The organism is Propionicimonas sp. T2.31MG-18 (genome assembly GCF_964266745.1).
Lineage (GTDB): Bacteria > Actinomycetota > Actinomycetes > Propionibacteriales > Propionibacteriaceae > Propionicimonas.
The window spans coordinates 117,586-143,615 of sequence record NZ_CAXWGX010000023.1; the positions used below are offsets into that span (position 1 = coordinate 117,586).

At 72.6% G+C, this 26,030-nt stretch carries 20 protein-coding genes; 13 read left to right on the forward strand and 7 right to left on the reverse strand.

All coding sequences use genetic code 11. The features are described 5' to 3' along the window. Nucleotides 1–2 precede the first annotated feature (2 nt). From ACFQQJ_RS08515 to ACFQQJ_RS08530, 4 genes are all read right to left on the reverse strand, one after another. Nucleotides 3–1,559, reverse strand: coding sequence for an FGGY-family carbohydrate kinase (locus tag ACFQQJ_RS08515; protein ID WP_377105666.1), 1,557 nt, complete (start codon nucleotides 1,557–1,559; stop codon nucleotides 3–5). Beyond that, a complete protein-coding gene (locus tag ACFQQJ_RS08520) occupies nucleotides 1,556–2,563 on the reverse strand; it encodes a sugar-binding transcriptional regulator (RefSeq protein WP_377105667.1) in 1,008 nt (335 codons plus the stop codon). The genes ACFQQJ_RS08515 and ACFQQJ_RS08520 overlap by 4 nt, the downstream gene beginning before the upstream one ends. Nucleotides 2,564–2,648: 85 nt before the next feature. Then, nucleotides 2,649–3,647: a class II fructose-bisphosphate aldolase gene (locus ACFQQJ_RS08525; protein ID WP_377105669.1), complete on the reverse strand. Its 999-nt coding sequence runs from the start codon at nucleotides 3,645–3,647 to the stop codon at nucleotides 2,649–2,651. A 33-nt stretch (nucleotides 3,648–3,680) separates the two neighbouring features. Then, entirely contained in the window at nucleotides 3,681–4,880 is a 1,200-nt protein-coding gene (locus tag ACFQQJ_RS08530; RefSeq protein WP_377105670.1) for a hypothetical protein, read from the reverse strand. A 289-nt stretch (nucleotides 4,881–5,169) separates the two neighbouring features. Between ACFQQJ_RS08530 and ACFQQJ_RS08535 the strand changes: the two genes are divergently transcribed. The 13 genes from ACFQQJ_RS08535 (at nucleotide 5,170) to ACFQQJ_RS08595 (ending at nucleotide 21,800) form a co-directional block, all read left to right on the forward strand. Next, a complete protein-coding gene (locus ACFQQJ_RS08535; RefSeq protein ID WP_377105671.1) occupies nucleotides 5,170–6,699 on the forward strand; it encodes a sugar ABC transporter ATP-binding protein in 1,530 nt (509 codons plus the stop codon). Next, nucleotides 6,696–7,724, forward strand: coding sequence for an ABC transporter permease (locus ACFQQJ_RS08540; protein ID WP_377105673.1), 1,029 nt, complete (start codon nucleotides 6,696–6,698; stop codon nucleotides 7,722–7,724). Before ACFQQJ_RS08535 ends, ACFQQJ_RS08540 begins: the two co-directional genes overlap by 4 nt. Continuing rightward, entirely contained in the window at nucleotides 7,721–8,707 is a 987-nt protein-coding gene (locus ACFQQJ_RS08545) for an ABC transporter permease (RefSeq protein WP_377105675.1), read from the forward strand. The genes ACFQQJ_RS08540 and ACFQQJ_RS08545 overlap by 4 nt, the downstream gene beginning before the upstream one ends. Before the next feature lie 85 nt (nucleotides 8,708–8,792). Continuing rightward, entirely contained in the window at nucleotides 8,793–9,863 is a 1,071-nt protein-coding gene (locus ACFQQJ_RS08550) for an autoinducer 2 ABC transporter substrate-binding protein (RefSeq protein WP_377105677.1), read from the forward strand. A 77-nt stretch (nucleotides 9,864–9,940) separates the two neighbouring features. Beyond that, nucleotides 9,941–10,894 (forward strand): sugar-binding transcriptional regulator, encoded by a 954-nt coding sequence (locus tag ACFQQJ_RS08555; protein WP_377105679.1) that lies wholly within the window; start codon nucleotides 9,941–9,943, stop codon nucleotides 10,892–10,894. Between the two features lie 72 nt (nucleotides 10,895–10,966). Further along, the gene (locus ACFQQJ_RS08560; protein WP_377105681.1) at nucleotides 10,967–11,800 is read left to right on the forward strand and encodes a Cof-type HAD-IIB family hydrolase; all 834 of its coding nucleotides are present in this window, start codon (nucleotides 10,967–10,969) and stop codon (nucleotides 11,798–11,800) included. A 25-nt stretch (nucleotides 11,801–11,825) separates the two neighbouring features. After that, nucleotides 11,826–12,674 (forward strand): shikimate dehydrogenase family protein, encoded by an 849-nt coding sequence (locus tag ACFQQJ_RS08565; RefSeq protein ID WP_377105682.1) that lies wholly within the window; start codon nucleotides 11,826–11,828, stop codon nucleotides 12,672–12,674. Nucleotides 12,675–12,983: 309 nt separating this feature from the next. Beyond that, the gene (locus ACFQQJ_RS08570; protein WP_377105683.1) at nucleotides 12,984–13,727 is read left to right on the forward strand and encodes an ATP-binding cassette domain-containing protein; all 744 of its coding nucleotides are present in this window, start codon (nucleotides 12,984–12,986) and stop codon (nucleotides 13,725–13,727) included. Nucleotides 13,728–13,804: 77 nt separating this feature from the next. Then, nucleotides 13,805–16,375 (forward strand): YhgE/Pip family protein, encoded by a 2,571-nt coding sequence (locus tag ACFQQJ_RS08575; protein ID WP_377105684.1) that lies wholly within the window; start codon nucleotides 13,805–13,807, stop codon nucleotides 16,373–16,375. A gap of 9 nt (nucleotides 16,376–16,384) precedes the next feature. Then, complete coding sequence (locus tag ACFQQJ_RS08580; protein WP_377105685.1) at nucleotides 16,385–16,972, forward strand: TetR/AcrR family transcriptional regulator; 588 nt, start codon at nucleotides 16,385–16,387, stop codon at nucleotides 16,970–16,972. 110 nt (nucleotides 16,973–17,082) lie between these two features. Beyond that, entirely contained in the window at nucleotides 17,083–19,644 is a 2,562-nt protein-coding gene (locus tag ACFQQJ_RS08585; protein ID WP_377105687.1) for an MDR family MFS transporter, read from the forward strand. Further along, a complete protein-coding gene (locus ACFQQJ_RS08590; RefSeq protein ID WP_377105689.1) occupies nucleotides 19,644–20,231 on the forward strand; it encodes a TetR/AcrR family transcriptional regulator in 588 nt (195 codons plus the stop codon). The genes ACFQQJ_RS08585 and ACFQQJ_RS08590 overlap by 1 nt, the downstream gene beginning before the upstream one ends. Nucleotides 20,232–20,327: 96 nt before the next feature. Beyond that, nucleotides 20,328–21,800 carry a hypothetical protein gene (locus ACFQQJ_RS08595; RefSeq protein ID WP_377105691.1) on the forward strand — a complete coding sequence of 491 codons (1,473 nt, stop codon included), beginning with the start codon at nucleotides 20,328–20,330 and terminating at the stop codon, nucleotides 21,798–21,800. 517 nt (nucleotides 21,801–22,317) lie between these two features. Here ACFQQJ_RS08595 and ACFQQJ_RS08600 read toward each other — a convergent pair. From ACFQQJ_RS08600 to ACFQQJ_RS08610, 3 genes are all read right to left on the reverse strand, one after another. Then, nucleotides 22,318–23,178, reverse strand: coding sequence for an META domain-containing protein (locus tag ACFQQJ_RS08600; protein ID WP_377105692.1), 861 nt, complete (start codon nucleotides 23,176–23,178; stop codon nucleotides 22,318–22,320). 109 nt (nucleotides 23,179–23,287) lie between these two features. Further along, nucleotides 23,288–25,201 (reverse strand): FAD-dependent oxidoreductase, encoded by a 1,914-nt coding sequence (locus ACFQQJ_RS08605; RefSeq protein WP_377105694.1) that lies wholly within the window; start codon nucleotides 25,199–25,201, stop codon nucleotides 23,288–23,290. Nucleotides 25,202–25,341: 140 nt separating this feature from the next. Then, entirely contained in the window at nucleotides 25,342–26,016 is a 675-nt protein-coding gene (locus tag ACFQQJ_RS08610; protein WP_377105695.1) for a hemerythrin domain-containing protein, read from the reverse strand. Between the last annotated feature and the right edge of the window lie 14 nt (nucleotides 26,017–26,030).

The following is a 26,030-nucleotide window of genomic DNA, read 5'->3' on the forward strand; positions in this document are numbered from 1 at the left end:
GATCACTCTTCCCACGGGAGTCGGTCAAGGAGTTCCGCCACGGTGCAGTAGCGCTCGTAGCGGGCGGCCATGAAGCCGGCCGTCGCCGGGTCGGGCTCGAACACCCGCCAGGTCGGGTTCAGCGCCTGCACGCCGGACGCCACGTCGGCGAACGCGCCGACGCCCACCCCGGCCAGCGCGGCGGCGCACACCGAGCCCAGCTCGCTCACCGGCGAGATCTGGACGGGCACGGCCAGCACGTCCGCGAACCGCTGGCACCACACCGGCGACTTCGTCGCGCCGCCCGACAGCCGCACCGGCAGGCGCTGCGGCAGCGCGGCCTGGAGCCGCTCGATGTGGCGGCGGTGCTCCAGGCACACCCCCTCCAGCACCGCGCCCAGCAGCTCGTCCTCGCCGTTGGACGACGACAGCCCGATCCAGGCGCCGCGGGCGCCCGCGTCCGCGCGGCTGCCGTCGAGGAACGGCAGGAACATCGGGTCGTCGCGCCGCTGGCGGCGCCGGCCCTCGCGCTCGAGCCGGGCGCTGTAGATGTCGCGGCCGGCCGCGCGGTCGGCCGCGCTGGTGGCGGTCAGCGCCCGGCTGATCGCCCAGTCGAACGTGGAGGCGGAGGTGGGGGAGGCCTCGCAGAGCAGCGCCAGCCCGCCCAGGGCGATGTTGGCCGCGGTCGGACGGATCGCGCCCAGCACCGAGTCCATCGTGGCGTCCCGGGCCGGCACCAGCACCTGGTTCACGCTCCAGGTGCCCGCCCCGACGCAGATCTCGCTGCCGTCGAAGACGCCGGAGCCGTGGTGGAGCGCCGCGTTGTCCACCAGCCCGGCCACCACCGGCGTCCCGGCAACCAGGCCGGTCTGCCCGGCCGCCTCCGCCGACACCTCGCCCTGGCTGTCGGACGCGATCGGCGCCCGCAGCAGGCGGCGCAGCGCGTCCAGCCCGAACGCGGCGATCGCCGGCTCGTTCAGGCCGAGCTCGCCGCGTCCTCCGGCGGCGGCCCAGGCCGTGTTGTCGTACAGGCCGCCCGCGGAGGCGTCCGACAGCTCGGTGGCGACGACGCCGGTGAGGCGGGCGCGCAGGTAGTCCTTGCAGGACAGCACGGCGTGCGTGCGGGCCAGCACGTCCGGCTCGTGCGCGGCGAGGTCGGCCAGGATCGGGCCCGGCTGGCCGGCCCACAGGCCGTTCCAGCTGCGGGCCTGGAGCTCCTCGGCCAGCCCCGCGGCCACCCAGCGGCGCACCGCAGCGGCGGCCCGGGTGTCGGCCGCCATCACCGCTGCGCGGGTGGGACGGCCCTGGGCGTCCACCAGATACAGGCCGTTGCCGTGGCCGGTGAACCCGACGGCCAGCACGCGTTCGGCGGCGATGCCCGGGCGCAGCAGCAGTTCGCGGACGCAGGCGGTGGTCGCCTCCCACAGCACCTCTGCGTCCCGTTCGGTCTGGCCGGGAGCGGGACGGTCCAGGGGCACGGACCGGGACGCGGTGCTGGAGGTGCCCGTGGTGACGTCGAAGACCGTCGCCTTCACCACCGAGCCGCCGGCGTCGATGGCGAGCAGCAGGTCGCGGCTCATCGCGCGGCCCTCCCGCCCTGCCGGGCAGAGGTGGCCGCGCGGGCTGCGCCGGCGGTCACCGAGCCCTTCGCCAGCAGCTCCTCCGCGGTGTTCTCGTCGGTGACCAGCACCTTGAGGAAGCCGCCGCGGATCGCGCCGAGGACGGCCTCAGCCTTGTGCCGCCCGCCGGCCACGCCCACCACGTTCGGCATCTCCCGCAGCCGGTCGAGCCCCAGCCCGATCCGGCGCGACGACGTGGCGGCGGAGACGATGCGCCCGTTGGCGTCGAACCACTCCCCGAGCATGTCGCCCACCGCCCCCATCGCGGCGAAGGAGGTGACCTCGGCCGGGGTGACCAGTTGCGAGCGGACGGCCGACGCGTCCGGCCCCGCGGAGCCGATGCCGGTGAGCGTGACGGAGGCCGACGAGGCCAGGTCGAGCACCTCGCGCACCGACGCCTCCGCCCGCAGCAGGTCGGCCGCCTCCGGCGAGGACACCAGCAGCGGCGCCGGCACCACCCGCAGGTGGTGGGCGACCTTCGGGTCGCCGGCCAGCGACTGCGAGATCGCCTGGATCGAGCCGGCCGCGGAGGCCAGCGTCACGCCGTCCAGCGACTCGGCGGCGAGCATCGACAGGGCCCGCGCGACGGTGTCGCCCCAGCCGACGCCGACCACGGCGCCGGGGTGCAGGTAGCGGCGCACGTAGGCGGCCAGGGCGGCGGCCACCCGCTCGTTCACCCGGCCGGTCGGCTTGGGTGCCTCGTCGTCGCGCGGCACCACGATCGCGTCGGCCAGCCCGAAGGTATCGCGCAGCCGGGTGGCCAGGTCGAGCGCGGACAGGCAGCGCGCGTCGATCTCGATCCGCACCACGCCCTGCGCGCGGGCCGCCTCGAGCAGGCGTCCGACGGTCTGGCGGGAGACGAAGAGCCGTTTGGCCACCTGCGCCTGGGTCAGCCCGTCCCCGTGGTAGAGCCAGGCCGCCCGCACGACGAGGTCGAGGTCGCTCGGCGATGAGGAAAGCACCATGGACGCGACCCTAGTCAGTGCGGGGCCGGAGTTCGACGGTACCGGGCCGACCCGGGCACCTGCCCACGTCCGGTCGCCCGCGTGCTCACCGGTACCACAGGTCGAGGTAGCCCGCGACGATGCGCTGCATGCCCTCGCGCACCACCTGGTTGCGCCACGACGAGGTGAAGTACGCGATGTCGGCAGCGCCCGCGGCCGGCGCCGCGGGGCCGAGCAGGCCCTCGCCGGCCAGCGTCGCAGCGGTGGGGCCGGCGACGGCGTCCGCGTGCTCGAGCATCGCGCGCAGCAGCAGCGGGCTGGTGTCGCGCTCGAGGATGGTCCAGATGTTCACCTTGCACACGCCGTCGGCGAACAGGGTGGCGAGCTGGGCGGGCGGCACGCTGGAGGCGCCGTGCAGCACCAGCCGGGCGCCGATCCGCTCCGCGATCGCACGGGCGGCCTCCGGCACGTAGCGCAGGTCGGCGGCCGAGGCGCGGTGCTCGGTGCCGAGGTTGGCCACCACCATGTCGACGCCGGTGCGCGCGACGAACTCCTCCGCGCGCTCGGGCGAGGTCAGCTCCCCGTGCATCGTGCCGCCGGCGTCCACGATCTCGTCCGCGGCACCCTCGACGAGCACGTCCTCGCCGTGGCGGGCCACGAAGTCGGCCGTCATGGCGAGGTTGTCGGCCCACGGGGCTGCGGACGCGTCGTACATCACCGAGGAGAACCGCGACAGGTCGCCGTCCAGGACGGCGGCGTCCACGTCGTACTGGCCGTGGTCGAAGTGGGTCAGCACGTCGACGGCGGGGTAGTCGCCGCCCGGCCGGGCCAGCACCTCGCAGTCGCCGAGGAACAGCTCCATGCCGGTCTCCGGGTTGCGGCTGCCCGCGTAGTGCACGGCCTGGGCCCGGTGGGCGTAGCGGCCGGTCATCGCGATCGTCACCGGCACGCGGGTGGCCAGTTCGACGGCCTTCGCCTGGCAGGCGGCGAACACGGCCTCGACCGTGATCTGGTTCTCGGCGCAGAACGTGGGCACCACCCAGCCCCGGCCGGCGGCGGTACGATAGACCGCCGCCACCTCCTGTTTGCCCAGCACGATCGGCATGCGTTGTGTTCCTTCTCTGGACGGTCCCGGCGCTCAGGCGATCCGGGATGGTTCGAATTGGTCCTCCAGCAGCGCGAGCTGGGCGGCGGCGTCGAAGCCGCCCGACAGGGCGTCCAGCTGGCGGGAGAGCAGGTCGCGGCGCGGCCCGTCCAGAACCCCGGCGAGGGCGGCGTCGAGGTGCGCCCACAGCCGCGGTGCGTCCCAGCCCTCCTGGAGCAGCAGTGCGCCCGCGGCGGCCACGGCCAGCGAGAGGTGCCGGGTGGGCACGCCCTCCTTGACGGCCAGCCGGTAGGCGCCGAGCAGCCGGTCGTCCGCGGCGAGCTTGCGCGGCAGGTCACGGCTCACGCGCTGCGTGGTGTCGCCCAGCGCCCGGTTGCCGAAGCGGTGCAGCAGGTCGTCGACGTGGTCGACCAGCGGCGGCAGGCCGACGCCGTACCGGGCGGCCAGCGCCATCGCCGATTCCAGCATCGCCCCGCGCACCAGCAGCCGGACGTCCGGGCGTCCGATCGCCACCCAGACCAGCCCGGCGCCGGCCAGCCGGCCCAGGCAGGCGGTCGCGCAGTGGCCGAGGTTGTGGACGTAGAGCTTGCGGTCGCCGTAGTAGGAGAAAGGGACGCCGGGGTCGGCCACCAGGCCGGGGACCTCCAGCGGCGGCCCGACCACCGCGGCGGCGTCGTAGGGCAGGAACCGGTAGGGCTCGACGCGCACCAGCGTCGGCTCGGCCGCATCCGGCACGGGGACGGGGATCATCCGCCCGATCGAGGTCTCCAGCAGTCCCACCGACGCGGCCAGCTCGTCCGGCGACAGGTGGGGGAGCCGCTCGGCCAGCAGGCCGCGCATCACCGCGGCGCAGCCGTGCACGTTCTCCGCCAGCAGGATGTCCAGCGGTGGCCGGCCGAGGCCGATCCGCCGTCCGAGCCCCCCGGCCACCGTGTCCGCCACGGCGGGCAGCACGGCGGCCCCGACGCTGGTGGCGGCCAGGTCGGCGGTGAGGAGGGCCTCGAGGACGGCGTCGGTGTCGCGTGCGTCCACCGCCGTCACCGGGCCGACGGTCGTGCGCCGGGTGCCGGTGTCGGAGACCGTGAGGTGCGGGTAGCACCCGTCGGCGGCGAGGGTGCGCACGAGGACGGGATCCACGTCCACGAAGGTGACGAACCAGCCGGCCCCGCACAGCAGCTCGCCGAGGAACCCCCGGCCGACGCTGCCCGCGCCGAAGATCACGGCCTGTCGCATGTGGTCCTTCCCCGCGGCGGCGTCGCCACGCAGTGACAGTTCTAGGGGTGCGACGACCGGCGCCACAACCGGCTCCCGGCGGTTCGGGCATATGCCCAGATCGGGCCGACCCCGCCCGCAGACGACGCCAAAAGGCCTTGCCAGCGACACTCTGCGACCGAACTGCAACCTAACCTGAGCAATTGCTCAGCTTCTGTGCATCTGCTTGCGACCCCCGCGGGGTGCTGCCTAGCCTCCGGAGGGAAGGGCCGTCCAGGCCCCGGCACGAGGACGTGGCGGAAGGTAGCGAATGACAGCGGAGGTGACGGCGAGCGCGGGCGTCCCGCGATTGTCGGTCCAGGGCATTTCGAAGAGCTTCGAGGCGATCCATGCCCTGCGCGACGTCTCCTTCGACCTCGCCCCCGGCGAGATCCACGCCCTGGTGGGGGAGAACGGCGCCGGCAAGTCCACGCTGGTGGGCGTCATCACCGGCCTCCTCCAGGCCGACCACGGCCACGTGCTGCTCAACGGCACGGACGTCCGCTTCCACAATCCGCTGGAGGCGCGCACCAAGGGCGTCGCGGCGGTGTTCCAGGACCCGAACCTCTTCCCGCACCTGTCGATCGCGGAGAACATCGTCACCGGCGCCTACCCGCGCAAGGGCCCGCTGCTGGACCGCGCGGCCATGCGCGGCCTGGCCCGCACCAAGCTCGAGCAGCTCGGCTTCGACCTCGACCCCGACCGCCTGGTGGCCGAGCTCACCGTGGCCGAGGCCCAGTTCGTCGAGATCGCCCGCGCGGTCGAGCCGGGCCTCCAGCTGCTGATCCTGGACGAGCCGACCAGCGCGCTCACCCCGTCCGAGGCCGGCCGGCTGTACACGATGGTCGAGGCGCTGAAGGCCGCCGGCACCACCGTGGTCTGGATCTCCCACCGCATGGACGAGATCCGCCGCCTCGCCGACACCATCACGGTGCTGCGGGACGGCCAGCACGTGGTCACCGCTCCGGCGTCCGAACTCGGCGACGACGACATGATCAAGGCGATGGTGGGCCGTTCGGTCGCCCTCCAGCGCGTCCCCCGCACCGAGGAGCTCGGCCCGGTCCGGCTGCGGGTGCGCGACCTGAACCTGGCCGGCACGTTCGCCGACATCTCCTTCGACGTCGCGGAGGGCGAGATCGTCGCGATCGCCGGGCTGGTCGGCTCGGGCCGCTCGGAGATCCAGCAGGCGGTCTTCGGCCTCAGCCCTGAGGTCACCGGAACCATCGAGGTGGACGGCGAGGCCGTGCGTCCCGACAGCCCCGCGGTGATGGCCCGCAAGGGCGTGGTCTACCTGCCGGAGGACCGGGACGCCGAGGGGATCATCTCCTCGATGAGCATCACCGCGAACATCGCGCTGCCCAGCATCCGCAGCCTGTCGAAGGCCGGCTTCATGGCCCCGCGCAAGGAGCGGGCGCTGGCCGCCGGCCAGCGCGAGGCGCTCAGCATCAAGGGCGAGATCTCCGCCCTGGTCAGCTCGCTGTCGGGCGGCAACCGGCAGAAGGTGGCGCTGGCCCGCTGGCTGGCCACCAACCCCCGCGTCCTGCTGCTCGACGAGCCCACCCACGGCATCGACGTCGGCACGAAGGTGCAGGTGCACGACATGATGCGCCGCCTCGCGCGGCAGCAGCGGATGGCGATCCTGATGGTCTCCTCCGACCTTCCGGAGGTGCTCGCGGTGAGCGACCGGGTGCTGGTGATCCGGCGCGGACGCCTGGCCGCGACCATCGACATCGAGGACGCCACGCAGGAGAACATCATGGCCGCCGCGACGGCTGGTCGAGTCGAGGAAGGCACGAAGTGAGTGAGCCATCGGTCCTGGAGCGACTGCGCCTGAGCGGCAGCGGCGGCGCGGCGCTGCGCGTCCGCTTCATCGGCGTGCTCGCTTTCCAGGTGCTGCTGATCGTGGTGTTCACCGCGCTCAACCCGCGCTTCATCGGCTGGGACAACGCCCAGAGCATCCTGTTCACCGCCGCCATCCTCGCGATGGCCGCCGCCGGCCAGACGCTCGTCGTGCTCACCGGCAACCTCGACCTGTCGGTCGGCTCGATCATGGGGCTGTGCGCGTACGTCGTCTTCGACGTGACGAGCCAGGCGCCCTGGCTGGCGGGGCTCACGGTCCCGTTCGCCGTCGCCCTCGGGGCGGTGCTCGGCCTGGTCAACGGCCTGCTCGTGACCTATCTCAAGATCCCGTCGATGGTCGCCACGCTCGGCACGCTGTCGGTCTACCGCGGGCTGGTGTCCTTCTACGCCAACGCGATGGAGGTGACCAGCGGCGAGCTGCCCCAGTGGATGCGGACGCTGGCCACCGTCCGCTGGCTCGGGCTGTCGTCCTACGTGTGGATCGCGGTCCTGGTCGTCGTCCTCGTCGGCCTGGCGCTCAGCCTGCTGCCGTGGGGACGCAAGCTCTACGCCCTCGGCTCGAACGCCCGCGCGGCCTACTACTACGGCCTGAACGAGAACGGCATCCTCGTCGGCGCCTACGTCGCCGCCGGCGGCATCGCCGGCTTCGTGGGGCTGCTGCTCGGCGCGCAGGTGGGCAACATCAACTCCCTGCTGGCCTCGGGCATCGAGATGCAGGTGCTGGCAGCGGTCGTGATCGGCGGCGTGAGCATCTGGGGCGGCTCGGGCAGCGTCTACGGCGCAGCGCTCGGCGCGATCGTGCTGGCCACGATCAACAACGGCCTGGTGCTGCTGGGCGTCCAGGAGTTCTACCGGCTGCTGATCCAGGGCCTGGCCATCGTGGCGGCGGTCGCGGTGGACGCCCTGGTGCAGAAACGGGTGCTCACGGCCACCCGGCGGCGCGTCATCCTGGAGGTGGCGGCATGAGCCGGGTGCTGCGGTCCTTCTCCGCCGAGCTGCTGCTGGTGGCGCTGATCGTGCTGGCCGCGATCTGGTCGAGCCAGCTGTCGCCCTACTTCCTCGACCTGAACAACCTGATGAACTCCGCGGCCTTCTTCGTGGTGTTCGGGCTGATGGCCTTCGGGCTGTTCCCCGTGGTCGTCCAGGGCGAGATCGACATCTCGCTGGCCTCGACCCTCGCCGTGGCCAGCGTCCTGTTCGCCAAGCTGTCGGTCGCCGGCGTCCCGGTGCTGGTCGCGCTGCCGGTGGTGCTCGCGGCCACCGCGCTGCTGGGAGCCGTCAACGGCGTCCTGGTGGCCTACGCCGGCCTGCCGTCCCTGGCCGTGACGCTGGGCACCCTCGGCGCCTACCGCGGCGTCGCGTACCTGCTGGCCGGGGACGCCGGCGTCACCGGCCTCACCCCCGAGTACACGTTCCTCGGCCTGTCCTGGGTCGGCGTCGTGCCGTCCACGGTCGTCCTCTTCCTGATCTTCGCCGTGGTGATCGGCGTGCTGATGGAGGCCACCCGCTTCGGCCGCTACAGCTACGCCATCGGCTCCAACCCCGACGCCTCCCGTACCGCGGCCGTGCCGGTGCGCCAGACCCGCGTGATCGCCTACGCCGTGGCCGGGGCGGCCGCCGGGCTCGCCGGCTTCGTCTGGGTGAACCAGTACCAGTCGGCGCGCGGCGACAACGCCGACGGCGCGATCCTCTTCGTGCTCACCGCCGTCGTCCTCGGCGGGGTGTCGATCAAGGGAGGCAGCGGGCGCGCCCTGGGCGTCCTGCTGTCGACCCTTCTGCTGGCCACCATCCAGACCGGGATGAAGCTGGCCAACGTGCCCGGCACCAGCCAGACGCTGGTGATCGGCCTGCTGCTCATCGCCAGCACCGGCGGCCCCCAGCTGGTCACGCTGCTGCGCTCCGCGTTCGGACGGGTGCGCAGGACCTCCGTCTCCACGGCCGGGGGGTGAGGCCGGCGTCCACGTGCACCGCTGTCACCCGTCCACCTTCGACCCCACTCAGCACCACCTGTTCAATGATGAAAGGAACCCACTCATGACCGAATCGGCCTTCACCCGCCGTCGCTTCATCGGCATCGCCGCCGCCGCGGGCGCCGCCGCTGCCGCCGTCCCGCTGCTCAGCGCCTGCACCACCACCGCCCCCGGCGCGGCCACCGCCGCCGGCTCCGCGAGCGCGGGCGGCGCCAAGCTCAAGGTGTTCATGGCTCCCAAGTTCACCGGCCTGGCCTACTTCGAGGTCGCCCGCAAGGGCGGCGAGGACGCGGGCAAGGAGCTCGGCCTCGACTTCCAGTACATCGGCTCGGACAAGGCGGAGGCCACCGAGCAGATCGCCACCCTGACCAACGCGGTCGCGCAGAAGCCGAACGCCCTCGTGGTCAGCGCGATCGACGGCGACGCCGTCGCCCCGGCCCTGCGCCAGGCCCGCTCGGCCGGCATCAAGGTCGTCACCTACGACGCCGACGCCGCTGCCGACGCCCGCGACCTGTTCGTCAACCAGCTCTCCTACGAGCTGGCCGCGCAGACCATGCTCGACGCCGCGCTGCTGAACTCGCCCGAGGGTGGCCTGGTGGCGTTCATCTCCGCCTCGCCGACGGCGCCGAACCACACCGCCCACGTGAAGTTCATGAAGCAGAACATCGACACCAACCCGAAGTACTCGAAGTTCAAGTACGTCGACACGGTGCAGTTCGCCGCGGACGATGCCCAGAAGAGCCAGGACATCGCGCTCAACCTGATGCAGGCCCACCCGGACCTGAAGGTCATCATCTCCTCGTCCGCGGTCTCGGCCCCGGCGGCGGAGCAGGCCATCATCAACGCGGGCAAGGGCGGCAAGGTCTTCGCGACCGGCGTCGCGCTGCCGTCCTCGGTGAAGGACTTCATCAAGAGCGGCAACTCGAAGGCCTTCATGATGTGGGATCCGGCAGAGCTCGGCTACGTGGCCACCGTTGCGGCTGCCCAGCTGGCGCAGGGCAAGATCACCACGGACAAGGGCACGAAGATCGACTGCGGCAAGGCCGGCACCTACGAGGTCGGCGAAGCCGGCGAGGTGCTCTACAACAAGCCGCTGATGTTCACCGCCGACAACATCGACCAGTACAGCTTCTGATTCGATGATGCCGTGGCCCGGCGGAGACGCCGGGCCACGGGCAATACTTGGCGCGGGATCGAGGTCAGGACGGGCACGTGAAGCGAGGACGGCACGACGAGGTCATGCCAGAGGAGCGGACGACCGCGCTCGCGAGCATCGCCTGGTTCTACTACATCGACGGCCTGACCCAGGCCGACATCGCCGAGCGCATGAAGACGTCGCGGGCGACCGTGGGGCGGCTGCTGCAGGAGGCGCGGGAGACCGGGGTGGTGCGCATCTCGATCGACCCGACCATCCTGGCCACCATGGGGCTCAGCCGCCGGCTGTGCGACCGGTACGGCCTGGAGGACGCCCTCGTGGTGCCGCGGCGGGCCACCGACAGCGTGGCGCTCACGGTGAACCGGCGGATCGCGATCGCGGCGGCCGGCTACCTCGAGCGCTACCTGCGGCCGGGCGCGGTGATCGGCTTCGGCTGGGGCGACACGGTGATGAACGTGCTGTTCAGCATCCGCTCGGAGTCGCTGGAGGGCGTCACCTTCGCCTCGGTCGCCGGAGGCATCGACCGGTACACCCGGGAGGTGTTCGCCACGGGCAACGGCATCCAGGCGCACCTCCAGCTGATTCCGGCTCCGCTGGTGGTCAACTCCCCGGCGACGGCGGAGGCGCTGCGCCAGGACACCTCTGTCACCCGGGTGCTCGAGCTGTCCCGCACGGCCGTGGCCACGATCACCGGCGTCGGCGGCACGCAGGTCACCGGCAGTTCGGTCAGGTCGGGGCTGTACTCCCCGTCCGCGATCAGCACGATCGCAGAGCTCGGCGGTGCCGGCGACATGCTGGGGGAGTGGTTCGACGCGGACGGACGCGTCGTCCCGCAGGCCACGTCCGACCGCCGGATCGGCATGGACCTGGCCGAGCTGGCGACGATGCCCCACGTGATCGGGGTCGCCGCGGGCGTGGAGAAGGCGACCGCGATCCGGGCCGCCGTCCTCGGCGGCTACCTCGACGTGCTGATCACCGACGAGCCCACGGCGGAACTGCTCCTCGACTGAGGCTCCGTCCCCCAACCCCACGCCGTACCGGCGAGCTCCGGCACGCCCTGATGACCCTGTCGAGAGGACCCCATGCACACCGATGACCAGCTGGCCGGACGGCCGACCCTGGCGGACATCCGCCTGGTCGTGGCCGACATGGACGGCACGCTGCTCGACGGCGACGGGACGATCCCGGACAGCTTCTGGCCACTGCTCGAGCGCCTCGCCGCGCGCGAGGTGGTGTTCGCGGTCGCCAGCGGACGGCAGTACCCGGCGCTGGCCGGGATGTTCGGCCGCGCGGGCCACGGGCTCGCGCTGATCGCGGAGAACGGCGCCTACGTGGTGAGCGAGGGACGCGAGGTGAGTTCCAGCACCGTCGACCCGGCCGCGGCCGCCCACGTGGTGGACGTCGTGCGGGGCCTCGGCGGGGACTTCGAGCTCGGCCTGGTGCTGTCGGGCCGGCGCAGCGCGTACGTGGAGAGCGACCAGCCGGCGTTCCTCGAGGAGGCCGGGCGGTTCTACACCAGCCTCCAGGTCGTCGACGACCTGCGTGAGGTCACCGACGAGCCCCTGAAGTTCGCCGTCCACGACGCCGTCGGCGCCTCGCGCGGCAGCAGGGACGCGCTCGTCCCCGCGCTGGCGCCGCTCCGGGTGGTGATGTCGAGCGAGCACTGGATGGACATCATGGACCCGGCCGTCGACAAGGGCGTGGCGGTGCGTGCGCTGCAGCGCACGCTGGGCGTCGGACCGGACCAGACGATGGCCTTCGGCGACTACCTCAACGACCTGGAGATGCTCGCCCAGGCCACCCACTCCTTCGCCATGGGCAACGCCCACCCGCGGGTGGTCGCGGCCAGCCGCCACCGGGCGCCGTCCAACAGCGAGCACGGCGTGGTGCGGGTGCTGGAGGAGCTGCTCGCCTGAGGATGGGTCACGGAGAGGACCCGGCATGCACTTCCTGAGCACGCTCACCGGCTGCTTCGCGCAGCCGGTCGACGAGAACCCGACCGTGGCCATGATGGAGGCGGCCTACGCCCACCACGGCATCGACGCCCGCTACCTCAACTGCGAGGTCGCACCGGCCGGCCTCGCGGCCGCCGTCGCCGGGGCGCGCGCCATGGGCTGGGTGGGGTTCAACCTGTCGATCCCGCACAAGATCGCGGTGATCGGGCACCTGGACCGGCTGGCACCGTCCGCGGAGGTCATCGGGGCGGTCAACTGCGTGGCCCGCGACGGCGACGCGCTCGTGGGACACAACTTCGACGGGCAGGGGTTCCTCACCTCCGTGCGCGAGGTGGTCGACCCTGCCGGTGCGCGGGTGGCCGTCCTCGGCGCCGGGGGAGCGGCCCGCGCGATCGCCGTCGAGCTGGGGCTGGCCGGGGCGGCGTCCATCGACATCGTGAGCCGGCGGCCCGAACCGGGCCGGGCACTGGCCGAGGTGATCAGCGCGCGCACGCGCGCCGCCGGGCGGTGGGTGCCGTGGCAGGGCCGGTGGACGGCGCCGGGCGGACTGGACCTGCTGGTCAACGCGACCCAGGTCGGGCTGTTCCCCGACGTGGACGCCATTCCGGCGATCGACCTGGACAGCCTGCGCGCGCCCACGGTCGTCGCCGACGTGATCCCCAACCCGCCGACCTCGGCGCTCGTGGCCGCGGCCCGAAGCCGGGGCCTGGTCACCCTCGACGGACTCGGGATGCTGGTGAACCAGGGCGCGCTCGCCGTCCAGCTGTGGACCGGCGTCGACCCTGACCGGGACGTCATGCGCGCCCGGCTGGCGGCGATCTTCGCCGCCGGCTGACCCGCGTCCGAGGGATCCCGGTTGGCCCCGGCTGGGCGTCGCGCGCCCTGACGAGGGCCAGCCTCCCCGCGCGAGGGCCCGCCCCCACGCGCGAGGGCCAGCCTTGCCGTCGAGGGCTCGTCCCCTGGTGCTGGCCCTCGGCGAGAAGGCTGGCCCTCGACGCCGGGGCTGGCCGTCGGCGGGAGGGGGAGGCGGACCGGGCAGTGCGATCCGGTGCGGGTCGAGCAGTGGGACGCCTGCGCGAGGCCTGCCCATCATTTTGTAATGACCGGTCAGTTCAACTACTCTGGAGGTCGAACAGGAGGACACGTGAGCGCGACCATGACGGCGGCCCCCGGGCGGGCCGAGACCGGTGACGACGATCCCCGGGAGACGGCCCCGCCGGCCGTGCGGGCGTCCGGGCTGCGGCTCGACGGCAGCCGCGGCCGGGTCTACGGGCCCGTCGACCTCGAGATCGCGCCGGGGACGGTGACCCTCCTCACCGGCCGCTCCGGCAGCGGCAAGACCTCGCTCCTGCTGACGCTCGTCGGCCGGATGCGTCCCAACCGCGGGTCCGACCTCGTCGTGCTCGGACGCCGCCTGCCGGCGCGGGCCGCCGGGGTGCAGCGCCGCAGCGCTGCCGTCGGCATCCACGGCCTGGACGACCTCGACGAGGAAGTGACCGTGGCCGCCGCGCTGCGTGAGCGCGAGGCCTGGCTCGCGCCCTGGTACTCCGTGGTGCGCACGCCCGACGACGAGCACGTCGCCCGCGTGTGCGCGGGCGTCTTCGGACGCAACGAGGTGCCGCGGGCCCGTCAGCTCGTCCACGAGCTCGACGAGGCCGCCAACCTCCAGCTGCGGCTCGCGCTCGCGCTGCTCAGCAGCCCCGAGCTCGTCGTGGTCGACGACATCGACGCCCTGCACGACACCGACGGACGCCGGCTGGTGTGGGAGTCCCTGCGCACGCTCAGCGAGCGCGGCGTCACCGTGATCACGTCCGCGGCCAGCGCGGGGGAGCTGTCCCGCCTCGGCTGGGAGACCCTCCCCGGCCACGTCGCCCTGCCGACCCCCTGATCCCCGTCCGGTCCGGCTCGGCGCACTGCGCCGTGCCCGCCGGCACGGTCCCGACCCTACCTCGACGAGAAGAACCCATGTTTGCCTGGACATCCCACGGAACCGAACTCAAGCGCTTCGCGCGCCAGCCGATCACCCGCGCAGCCATCGCGGTGATGCTGCTCATCCCCCTGCTCTACGGCGCCATGTACGTGTGGGCCTTCTGGGATCCGACCACCCGCATGGACGAGCTCCCGGTCGCCCTCGTGAACGCCGACCAGGCGAAGAAGGACGACGACGGCCGGCTCCAGCACTACGGGCAGGACGTGGTCGACGAGCTCGTCGACGACGCGTCCGTGGGGTGGGCGACGGTGGACGCCACCACCGCAGCCGCCGGCGTGGAGGCCGGCCGCTACTACTTCGCGGTCACGATCCCCGACGACTTCACCGCGCGCATCCTCTCTCTCGGAGAGGATGACCCGCACGCGGCGCGGATCATGGTCAGCTACGACGACAGCAACTCCTTCCTCGCCTCCACCCTCGGCCGCACCGCGATGTCCGAGGTGCGCGAAGCGGTGGCCAAGAAGGTCAGCAAGGAGGCGGTGAACACGCTGCTCATCGGCGTCGGGGACGCCCGGGACGGCTTCGCGAAGGCCTCCGACGGCGCCTTCCGCCTCTCCGACGGGCTCACCGACGCCGCCGAAGGGGCCGACCGGCTCAACGTCGGCGCCCACGACCTCGCGGCAGGGATGGCAGAACTCGCCGACGGCACCGACGACCTCGCCGCCGGCAGCGTCACCCTGCGCGACAAGCTCGGCGACTACGTGGCCGGCGTCACCACCGCGAGTCAGGGGGCCGCCCGGCTCTCCGCCGGGGCAGCGAACCTCACCGCGCTGGCCGACGGCCTGTCCCGGGCGGCGGACGCGACCACGGGTGCTCCCGCCCTCGCCGCCGGGCTGCACCAGCTCGCCGGTGGCGTGACCACCCTCGCCGACGGCGCGACCGGGTTCGCGCAAGGAGCCACGGGCTACGCCGACGGCGCGGCGAGCTGGGGGGCCGGCGCCCGCCAGTGGCTCCAGGGCGCCGCCACGGCGACCGCGGACGACGGTCAGCTCGCGGTCGGGACGAAGAAGGTGGCCGCCGGGGCGTCCGACCTCGCGAGCGCCACCGCGTCCGGCTCCGCGCTGGGCCAGGGGGCCTCCGCCGTGGCCAAGGGCTCCGCCGACCTCGCCGACGGCCTCGACGGCATCGACGGGCTGCTCGCCAAGGCCCAGGCAGCCCTCGCCGACGGAGACACCGACCAGGCGTCGGCCTACCTGTCCGCCGCCCGCTCGGCGACCGGGTCCGCCCACACCGGCGCGCAGGGCCTGGCCTCCGGCGCGGACTCCGTGCGCGACGGGATCGCCGACGTGCACAGCGGCGCCGCCCAGCTCTCTGACGGGGCCGCGGCGGTCGCGTCCGGCTGGGCCGGGGTGCACGCCGTGCTGACGCCGTCCGGCCAGCTCGGCGGGAGCCTGGACGCGCTGGACGCGGCGAGCGCGCAGCTCTCCGCCGGGGCGTCCGGCCTCACCGCGGGCGCGGCGCAGCTGGCCGACCCGGCGACGCTGGCCCAGGTGGCGCAGCTGGTCGACGGGGCCGACACCCTGTCGGCCGGGCTGACCACGATGAGCACCGCCGCGTCCGACCCGACCGCCGGCATCCCCGCCCTCCAGGCCGGCCTGGCGCAGCTGGTGGACGGCTTCACCAACGCAGACCCCGAGCACGGCCTGGTCAGCGGCGCGACCGCGCTGCACGCCGGCGCGTCCGACCTCGCCGACGGGCTGGCGACGGCTGACGCGGGGACGGCGGAGCTCCGCTCGGGCAGCGCGCAGATCGCCCGGAACACCCCGCAGCTCGCGTCCGGCCTCGACGACGCGCAGGCCGGCGCGTCCACCCTCGGAAACAAGCTGTCCGACGGCGCGGACGCGATCCCCGACGACAGCTCGGCGGTCCGGCACGACCGGGCGCGCGCGGTGTCCACCCCGGTGACGCTGGCCGACAGCCACGTCTGGGAGGCCGACTCCTGGGGGGAGGGCTTCGCGCCGTTCTTCATCTCGCTGGCCCTGTGGGTCGGTGCGCTGATCACCTGGCTGCTGCTGCGTCCGCTGCAGACCCGGGCGCTGATGACCTCCGTGAACGGCTTCCGCATGGCGTGGGGCTCGCTGAACTCCGCCCTGCTGCTCTCCCTCGGGCAGGTGGTGATCATGCTGTCGGTGATGCACTTCGCCATCGGCCTGAACCCGAAGAACGTCCTGGCCACGTTCTGCTTCACCATGCTGTCCGCCGCGGCGTTCTTCGCCCTCCAGCAGTTCTTCCAGGTGACGCTCGGCTCGGCCGTCGGCAAGGTCGTGATCATCGTGGCGCTGATGGTGCAGCTGGCCTCGGCCGGGGGCACCTACCCGATCCAGACCACGCCGTCGTTCCTGCAGTCGATCAGCCCGTACATGCCGATGACCTACGTGGTCAACGGCCTGCGCGAGGCGATCACCGGCGGCATCGAGACCCGGTTCTGGGTGAGCGTGGCGGTGATGGCCGCTATCTTCGTGGTGTCGCTGGCCGCCACCTCGATCGCGTCCGCCCGGAAGCGGATGTGGACGATGTCGCGGCTGCACCCGGCGCTGAGCATCTAGGAGGAGCCCGTGACCACACCGACGGTTCCCCGGACGGACGGCCGGTCCGCGCGACGGGCCGGCACCCGCGAGGCGATCATGGACGCCGCGACGGAGCTGTTCGCCGCGCGCGGGGTGACGTCCACCTCGATCGACGACATCGCCGCGGCCGCCGGCATCGCGAAGGGCTCGATCTACTACAACTTCGAGTCCAAGGCTGGGCTGGTCGAGGCGATCATGGCCCGCAACAGCCGGTTGCTGGGCGACGCGCTCGCCGAGGCGACGCGGGGACGCAGCGGGACGGCCCTGCGCGACGAGGTCGTGCGGGTCCTGCTCCGGCTGGTCCAGCAGCACGCGTCCGCGGCCCGGGTGATGGTGACCGAGCTGTTCCGCACCGAACGCTCGTGGCGCGAGTCGATCGAGCAGTGGCGGGGGCTGGCGCTCTCGCCGCTCATCGCCGACCTGCGTGCCCACGGCGCCGACCCGGTGGTCGCCGGGGTGCAGGCGGCGTCCATCGTCGGCGCGACGCTGATGGCCGGGCTGGAGTGGCTGGTGTTCCACCCCGAGCGCAGCTACGAGCAGGTGGCCTCGGCCGTGCTCGGCACGCTGGACCACTGATCCGGGTGCGAACGCTCCCCTGAACCACATTCTTGCATGACTGCAAGATTGCGCTACTGTAGAGATGCGCTGCTGCAACACGGCAGCGCTTTTCTTGTGTAGGAGGAGATGTGGCAGCCGCCACCGTCGAGCGCACGGCTCCGATAGAGACCACCGAACCGGTGATGACCCACCGCCAGATCATGTTCGTGATGTACGGGCTGATGGCGGGCATGTTCCTGAGCGCGCTGGACCAGACGATCGTCGGCACGGCGATCCGCACCATCGGCGACGACCTGAACGGCCTCGACCAGCAGGCGTGGGTGACCACCGCCTACCTGATCGCTGCGACCGTCACCACGCCGCTGTACGGCAAGCTGTCCGACCTGTTCGGCCGGCGACCCCTGTTCATCATCAGCATCAGCATCTTCGTGGCCGGCTCGTTCCTGTCCAGCTTCGCGGACTCGATGCTCATGCTGGCCGCGTTCCGCGCCTTCCAGGGCCTGGGCGCCGGCGGCCTGATGTCGCTACCGCTGGCGATCATCGGGGACATGCTCGCCCCCCGCGACCGCGCCCGCTACCAGGGCTTCTTCCTCGCCACCTTCGGCGTGGCGTCGGTGATCGGCCCGCTGGTCGGCGGCCTGTTCGCGGGTGCGGACCAGATCCTGTTCGTCACCGGCTGGCGCTGGGTGTTCCTGGTGAACGTGCCGGTCGGCATCGTCGCCCTGCTGATGGTGATCGCCTTCCTCCACCTGCCGCACATCCCGCACGCCCGGCCGAGGATCGACTGGTGGGGGGCCGGGCTGGTGGTCGGCACGCTCGCGCCGCTGCTGCTGGTGGCCGAGCAGGGCCGCGAGTGGGGCTGGACGTCCGTCGCCTCGATCACCTGCTACGTGATCGGCGCGGCAGCGCTCGCCGGCTTCATCCTCGTGGAGCGGGCCATGGGTGCGAACGCGATCATCCCGCTGCGGCTGTTCTCCAACAGCGCGTTCTCGACCGCGACGGTGCTGAGCATCCTGGTCGGTTTCGGCATGTTCGGCGCCATGCTGACCCTGCCGCTCTACCTCCAGATCGTGATGGGCTTCAGCCCCACCCAGTCGGGCTTCGCCACCTTGCCGATGATGGCCGGCGTGATGACCGCGTCCATCGGGACCGGCCAGATCGTGGCGCGGACCGGCAAGTACTCGGCCTTCCCGATCACCGGCACCGCGACGACCGCCGCGGGCTTCGGGATCCTCACCTTCATGACCCCCGACAAGCCCTTCTGGTACCTGGCGATCGCCATGGTCGTGATCGGACTGGGGCTCGGCCAGCTCATGCAGACGCTCACCATGGCCGTCCAGGCGTCGGCAGCGGCGCGGGACATCGGCGTCGCGACGAGCTCGGCGACCTTCTTCCGCCAGATCGGCGGCACCCTCGGCACGGCGATCATGCTGTCGCTGCTGTTCAGCATCCTTCCCGTCAACATCACCGGTGCGCTGGCCGACGAGAAGACCACCTGGCACGCCCTCGACGCCGCCCTCAACCCTGCCGTCGCCAACGACCCGGCCAACGCCGCGATCATGGACAAGATGTGGACGCCGATCACCGACAAGGTCAAGGAACAGGTCGACGACCAGCTCGCCGATGCCACCACGCAGGTCAGGGACGGCGTGAAGGCCGCAGTCCGGGCCAGGGTGACGGAGGCGGTCTCGAAGAAGGCCGCGGAGGGCACGGGGAAGATCGGTCACGGCATCACCGCCCTCGGGTCCGGCCTGGACAAGCTGGCCACCGGCACGGGCGCCTTCGTGGACGGGGTGGGGCAGCTCGGTGCGGGCGCCCAGAAGCTGGCGACGGGCCTGAAGCAGGCCAGCGGTGCCGAGAAGGTGGCCGCGTCCGAGGCCAGGGCCGCGACGGGCGACTACGCGGCGCTGTCGGCCGCCCTGGACGACCTGACAGCGGACGAGAAGGACTGCGTGGACGGCGTCCCCGGCGCCTGCGACAGGCTCGCGGGTGACCGGGCGACCGTCGACGACCGGATGGCCGACCTGCAGAAGAGCCTCTACACCACCAGCGGGTACCTGAACGGCTCCGGCGACACCCCCGGCCTCGCCGCGGGCCTCGCGAAGGCGGCGTCCGGTGCGCAGAAGCTCGCCGACGGTGCCCTGATGGCGGCGGACAAGGGCAGCGCGATCCCGACCGGTGCGGCAGCGGCGGCCTCGGGCAGCAGGAAGCTCGCCACCGGCGCGGGCAAGCTGTCGAAGGTCGAGAAGATCATCGACAAGGCGGTGAAGAAGGCCCTGCCCGACGCCTACGCCAAGGCTCTGCAGCAGGTGGCGTTCGAGCGGAACCTGAGCGTGGCGGACGGCCGGCTCGTGGTGGACTGGGCCGACCCCGTCCAGCGGTGGGCGATGGTCGACACGCTCACGCCGACGCTCATCGACCAGGTGAAGACAGGCAACACCGGCGACGTGAAGACCGACGCCGGCACCAGCGACACCTCGTTCCTCACCGGCGCGGACCCGCGGCTCACCAAGCCGTTCATGGTCGGCTTCAGTGACTCGGTGGTGACCATCTACTGGGTCGGGCTCGCCGTGATGCTGGTGGCGTTCGTGATCACCTGGTTCTTCCGGGTGCCGCCGCTGCGCACCCGGTCCGCCCTCCAGGAGAAGTCGGACCTGGGCAATACTGGGGTCGTCGAAGGGATGGCGTGATGAGCGAGGCGGTGGCCGAGCAGTGCACGTCGCTGCGCGAGCGCAAGAAGGCGGCTACGCGGGCGGCCATCCACGACACGGCGCTGCGCCTGGTCACCGAGCGCGGTGCGGGCAGCGTCACCGTCGAGGAGATCTGCGCGGAGGTGGACGTGTCGCCGCGGACGTTCTTCAACTACTACCCCAGCAAGCTCGCCGCCGCGTTCGACCTGATGGTGGCGGAGATCCCCGAGTCGGAGCAGGAGTGGTTCCTCCACGCGTCCGGGCCGCTGATCGCCGACACCTGCGAGCTGGTCGGACGCAACGTCAGCCTCCCCAGCGACTACCCGCGGATCAAGGACCTGCTGCGGCTGCGTCCCGAGCTGGCGATGGACTTCTGGTCGCAGACGATCACGCGGCTGCGTCCGTTCTTCCGGCTCGTGGAGCGGCGGATCGGGGACACCCACACCGCCCGCATCGCCTTCGGGATCGTCCTGGCGGCGGTCGGCTCGGCCACCGCGCGCGCCGAGGGCGCGGCGTCCGGCGACATCGGCGCGCGGCTGATGGCCGAGGTGCGGGCCATGCACGACCTGATCGGCGCGACCGACTGACCCCGTCCCGGCGCAGGTCGGGGAAACCGGCACGGCGGTGCCTGCGCGGCGGGATGATGGAGACAGCTGCGGATACTGCCCGAAGGAGGGCACACCATGAACGCGCGCCGGTCCAGCAGCGCCCTGATCGCAGGGATCCTGGTCGCTGCCGGCTTCCTCCTCTCCCCACCCGCTCCGGCCCATGCCGCGTCCTGGTGCTCGGGAACGACCTTCCAGGACTTCGACAACGACGACCACGCCGACCTCGTGGTCGCCCGCACGCTGCCGGCCACGCAGGCGGGCGTCGTCGACGTCGTGCTCAGCGGTGGCGGCACCCAGACGATCAGCGCCTCCTCGCTCGGCTTCGCGTCCGCCGCCGGTGACGCGTTCGGGGCCTCGATCCATATCGGCACGATCGACACCACCGACAACTGCCCCGACCTGGTGATCGGCTCACCCGGTGCGGCGGGCGGGGGAGCGGTGTACCTCGTCCGGGGCAACGGGGACGGGGTCGCGGGCACCGCGACCCGGGTGGCGTCGCCGGCCGGTGCGGGAGCCCGGTTCGGGACGACCGTGGGCTCGCTCGACCTCTCGCTCACCCGCGTGAAGGTGATCGTCGGCGCGCCGGGGGTCGATGTCGGCACTGCGACCGACGCCGGCGGGATCTACGTCTGGCAACTCGCGGCCGACGGCACGACCAGCAGCACCGCCGTGCTGTTCACCTACGCCGCCTTCGGCGCCACCCCCGCGGCCAACGACCACCTCGGCTCGGTGATGGACACCTACAGCTGGCACGTGACCCTCGGCGTCCCCGACCGTGACGTCGGATCGGCGCTCGACGCGGGCGAAGTGGTCACCACCTCGTTCGTGGACGAGTTCGGGGCGATCCAGCTGGACGACTGGGCGCGGGCGAACCAGAACAGCCCCGGCGCTCCCGGCAAGGCCGAGACCGGCGACCACTTCGGGGCGAGCGTCGACGCGGACACGATGGTGCTGGTCGGCGTCCCCGGCGAGGACATCGCCGGACGCAAGGACGTCGGGTGCGTGATGCGCTACGGCGACTTCGGGAACCACGTCGTCGGCAACTGGAAGTCGTGGGACCAGAACACGTCCGGCATCCCCGGCTCGAACGAGGCCGGCGACCGGTTCGGCGCGGCCGTCCACCTGGGATGGGTCGAGATCCTCGTCGACGACGACCCGGTCGCGAAGTCGGTCTACGTCGTCGGAGCGCCCGGTGAGGACGTCGGCTCGGTGAAGGACGCCGGCGCCATCACGGTGATCGCGCCGGGGGTGAAGCCGGCCTACGGCCTCACGCAGGGCTCCGGGCTGCCGGGCAGGGCCGAGAAGGGCGACCAGGTGGGGGCGGCGCTCGGCGACCTGCCGGGGGAGTACCACGGGCCGTACTACGGCGGCGACGGGATCCTGGTGGGTGCGCCCGGCGAGGACGTCGGCGCGACCGTCGACTCCGGCCTGGTGATGAGCGCCCGCGGGCTGCTTCCCAAGGCGAAGTTCGGTTGGACGTCCACCACCAACGCCGGCGCGATCGTCGCCGGCGCCCGCTACGGCTGGACGCTGCCGACGGCCGGCTGAGCCCGTCCCTCTGGGTGCCTGCTCGCGTCCCCGTGGACGCCTGCTTCCGTCCCGAGGGCCAGCCTTACGGCCGAGGGCTCGTCCCCTGGTGCTGGCCCTCGGCATCAAGGCTGGCCCTCGCGCAGGGAGGCTGGTCCTCGCGCGGGACGGCTGGCCGTCGGAGGAGGCTGGTCCTCGCGTGGGACGGCTGGCCCTCGCGCAGGGAGGCTGGTCCTCGCGCGGAGAGGCTGGCTCGCGCACGGTGGCGGTCCCGTCGCGCGCGAGGCCTGGTCACCGACGATGCTGGCGGGCCGTCGAGTGGTGGCTGTCGCCAGACCGCGTCCCGCGCCCCCTCACCCACGTCGAGGGCCAGCCTTGTGGCCGAGGGCTCGTCCCCTGGTGCTGGTTCTCGGCGTCGACGCTGGCCCTCGCGCAGGAGGGCTGGCCCCTCGCGCAGGAGGGCTGGCCCTCGCGCAGGGAGGCTGGCCCTCGCGTGGGAGGGCTGGCGCTCGACGGGCGGGGGACGCCGCCCGGTGGCTCAGGCGCGCTGGAAGCGGAGGGCGCGGTCGTCGTCTGTGAGCAGCTGCATGGTGTCACCGTCCGTGGTGACGCGGGTGGCCGACCGGAGGATCGAGAGGAACTTCGCGCCCTGCTGGGCGACCTCTTTCGGCAGGCACAGGACGAGGGTCGTCGCGATGTCGGAGACGGCCACCGTCTCGCCGTCGCGCTTCCAGGTGCCCTTGTAGGAATTGCAGCCGCTGGAGCCCGACACCGTCGAGCCCTCCACGCGGAGCGAGGCCTTCTTGGACGCCGGCACAGTGATCGCGTCGCCCTCGCGGATGCCGGTGAGGGTCCACGTGATGCCCTCGACCACGACCGTCGGCGTCGGTGTCGGGCTGGGGAACGGCGACGCGCACGAGCCGCCCGGACACGGGTCGGACGGGCGCAGGACGAGGAACGCGACGGTACCGACCACCAGCACGAGCGCCGCGGCGACCACCCACACCCACCACGGCGTCCCCGGCCTCGGCGGCGGTGGCGCCACGGACGGAACCACCACCTCCAGCCGGCGCGCCTGGTCGGCGCTCTCCTCGGGCGCCCCGTAGGCGGAGTAGGCGATGAACCGCGCCGCGTAGGTGCCGGACGCCGTGCCCGCCGGCGGCGTGAACGTGACCGTGAACTGCTCGGTCGCCCCCGGCTGGAGGTCGCGCTGCGGCCGGTCGACCGACGTCCACGCGACGGCCGACGCGCCGGACGCGCCCCCCGCGGCCGGAGGGAACACGCCCAGGACGATGCTCTGGGCGACGCTGCCGTTGTTCGTCACCGTGGCCGTGGCCACCGCGCGACCCTGGCTCACGGTGACCTGGGCGACCGGCAGGACAAGGACGATCGTGCTCATCGGCATCACTCCTCGCGGCGATGGGCGCCATCATTCCAGAGGCCCCCGGCCGACTCGATAGCCGGGGGCTCCGTACTCCTACACCGCGCCCTCCCGCGCCCACATGCTCCTACACCGCGTACCCGGCGGTGAACCCCTCGAGGACGGCGTCGGAGATCTTGCGCGGGGCGATGGCGTCGCCGATCACCGTGTGCGCCACCCCCGCCGAGCGCAGCGCACGGGACAGCTCGGTGGCCGGGCGGTAGCCCACGGCGAGGACGATCGTGTCGAACGGCCCCAGGTTCCCGGACTCGGTCTGCACCTCGTGCTCGCCGAAGCCGACGACCCGGCGCCCGAACTCGAAACGGGTCGAGGTCTGCCGGATCCGCGCCTCCAGCGGGGCGCGGAGGGTGGCGGACAGGTCGGACAGCATGTCGTCTGCCAGTTCGATGACCGTCACGCTGCGTCCCTGCGCGCAGAGCAGCTCGGCGGTCTCGACGCCGACCGAGCCCGCGCCGACCACCGCCACGTCCGCGCCGGTGTCCGCCCGTCCCAGGAGGACGTCCTCCGCCGTGACGACGTTCGGGCCGTCGGCACCCGGCAGCGCAGGCACGATCGGGTCGGAGCCGGTCGCGACGATGATCCGGTCGGCGCCGAGCCCGGCCAGCAGCGCGGCGTCCACCGGCTTGTCGAGGGAGACCTCGACGCCGTTCGCGGCCAGGGCGGCCCGCTCGTAGTCCACGCACGCCCCGATCTCGGCCTTGAACGGCGGACGGGTCCCGGCGATGACGTGCCCGCCGAGGACGCCGGTCGCCTCGAACAGCCGGACGTGGTGTCCGCGGCTCGCGGCGGTGTTCGCGGCCTCCATCCCGGCGATCCCGCCGCCCACGACGACCACCTCGCGCAGGGTGGACGCCGTCGAGGGCCACGCGTAGTCGACCTCGCGGCCGGCCAGCGGGTTGCACAGGCAGCTGACCGGGTTGCCGGACATCAGCTCGCCCAAGCAGTGGTTGCAGCTCAGGCACACCCGGATCAGCCCGCTCTCGCCCGACCGCGCCTTGTTGTAGAAGTCGGGATCGCAGATCAGCGCGCGACCGGTGCACACCAGGTCCGCCCGTCCGGAGGCGATGACCTCGTCGGCGAACTCGGGCGTCTTGATGCGGTTGGCGACCGCCACCGGCACCGCGCCGCCGATCGCTTCCTTGATGCCGGCCGCGTCATCGACGAACGCGCCGAGCGGGTCCCACGGACCGCCCGCCACGCGGTTCGACTCGTAGATCGAGCCGGTCACGTTGATCGCATCGATCCCGTGCTCCACGAGCCTGCGGCAGAACCGCCCGGAGTCGGCGACGGTGAGCCCGCCGGGGAGGTACTCGCTCGCGGAGATGCGGTAGATCAGCGGGAAGTCGCGACCCAGCGCCGCGCGGAGACCGTCCACGATCTCGAGCGGGAAGCGGGCGCGCCGCTCCTCGTCGCCGCCGTAGGCGTCCTCGCGGTGGTTGGTGTGGGGCGAGAGGAACTCGTTGATCAGGTACCCGTGGGCGCCGTGCACCTCGATCGCGTCGAAGCCCGCCTCGCGGGCGCGGACGCCGGCGTGCACGAACGACTGCACGAGCTTGGCGATCTCGGGGACGGTCAGTTCGTGCGGCATGGCCCGCACCACAGGGCACGGGATCGGGGACGGGGCCACCACGCCACCGGTCAGCTCGGGACTGGCCTGGCGACCGCCGTGGAACAGCTGGACGGCGATGAGCCCGCCGACGGCGTGCACGGCGTCGGTCAGGCGACGCAGCCCGGGCACCTGGCCGTCGTGCTCGATGCCGAGCTGGCGGACGAAGCCCTTCCCGCTGTGGCGCACGTAGGCGGCCTCGGTGATGTTCAGGGCGGCCCCGCCCCGGGCGCGGGCCACGTGGTAGGCGATGAACCGGTCGGTGACCGAGCCGTCCAGGTCACACAGGTTCACCACCATCGGCGGCATGATCCCCCGATGGGGCAGCGTGAGGCTGCCGATGGCCACCGGAGCGAAAAGGTGTTCGGTACTCATGGTTGGCGACCTTCCGCGACATCGTCGTCGCACGTTCCACGCTACGCCGCCGTCGCGGGCCAGGGCCGTGGGGTGGGCGGACGTGCAGGGCGCTGTCGACAGGGGCGAACGGTCGTTCACCGCCCCCTGGTCGCGCTGCCTCAGGCGGCGGGGGCGGCCCCGTAGACGCTGCGGTAGTGGCTCTCGAACTGGCGCCGGCCGAGCAGGGTGTACAGCAGCCGTCCGATCGGGGGGACGTGTGCCCTGAGCCAGCCTGCGCGCTCCTGCGGCGGCATCGTGTGCAGGATCATCCCGAGCTGGATGAGCATGCGGTCACGCGGGATCTGGCTCATGCCGTGGCGGCCGAGCTGGTCCCACTCCTGCTGGGTCATGGTCTCCCCGGCCACCGGCAGGATGTCGTCCTCCTCCTGGCCCAGGTGCGACTCCAGGGCGTCGGAGATGTCCTCCAGGATCGCGGCGACGACGTCGCGCTCCGACTCGGAGGCCGTCTCGCGCCAGCGAGGAAGGCGCTCGTCGAGCTCGGCGAGCAGTCGTGCCATGATCGCGTGCTGGGCCCGCATCTTGCCGACGTGCAGCGCACAGCCGGGGGAACGCTCCTCGAGCACGTCCCACAGCAGGATGTCCTCGGTGTGGTGGTGCAGGTGCAGCCCGGCGGAGATCTCCTCGACGTGGTCCGCCACCACCCTCGTGCGTCGCAGGTTGCCCGCGTCCACCCCACGGACGAGACCCGGCGCGTCGGAGAACACGCGGCGGAGGAGCCGGTGGATGGTCAGCATCTCGGAGGTGTCGCACCCCGCAGGCCTGCCAGCGTCCATCGACATCGATGCCC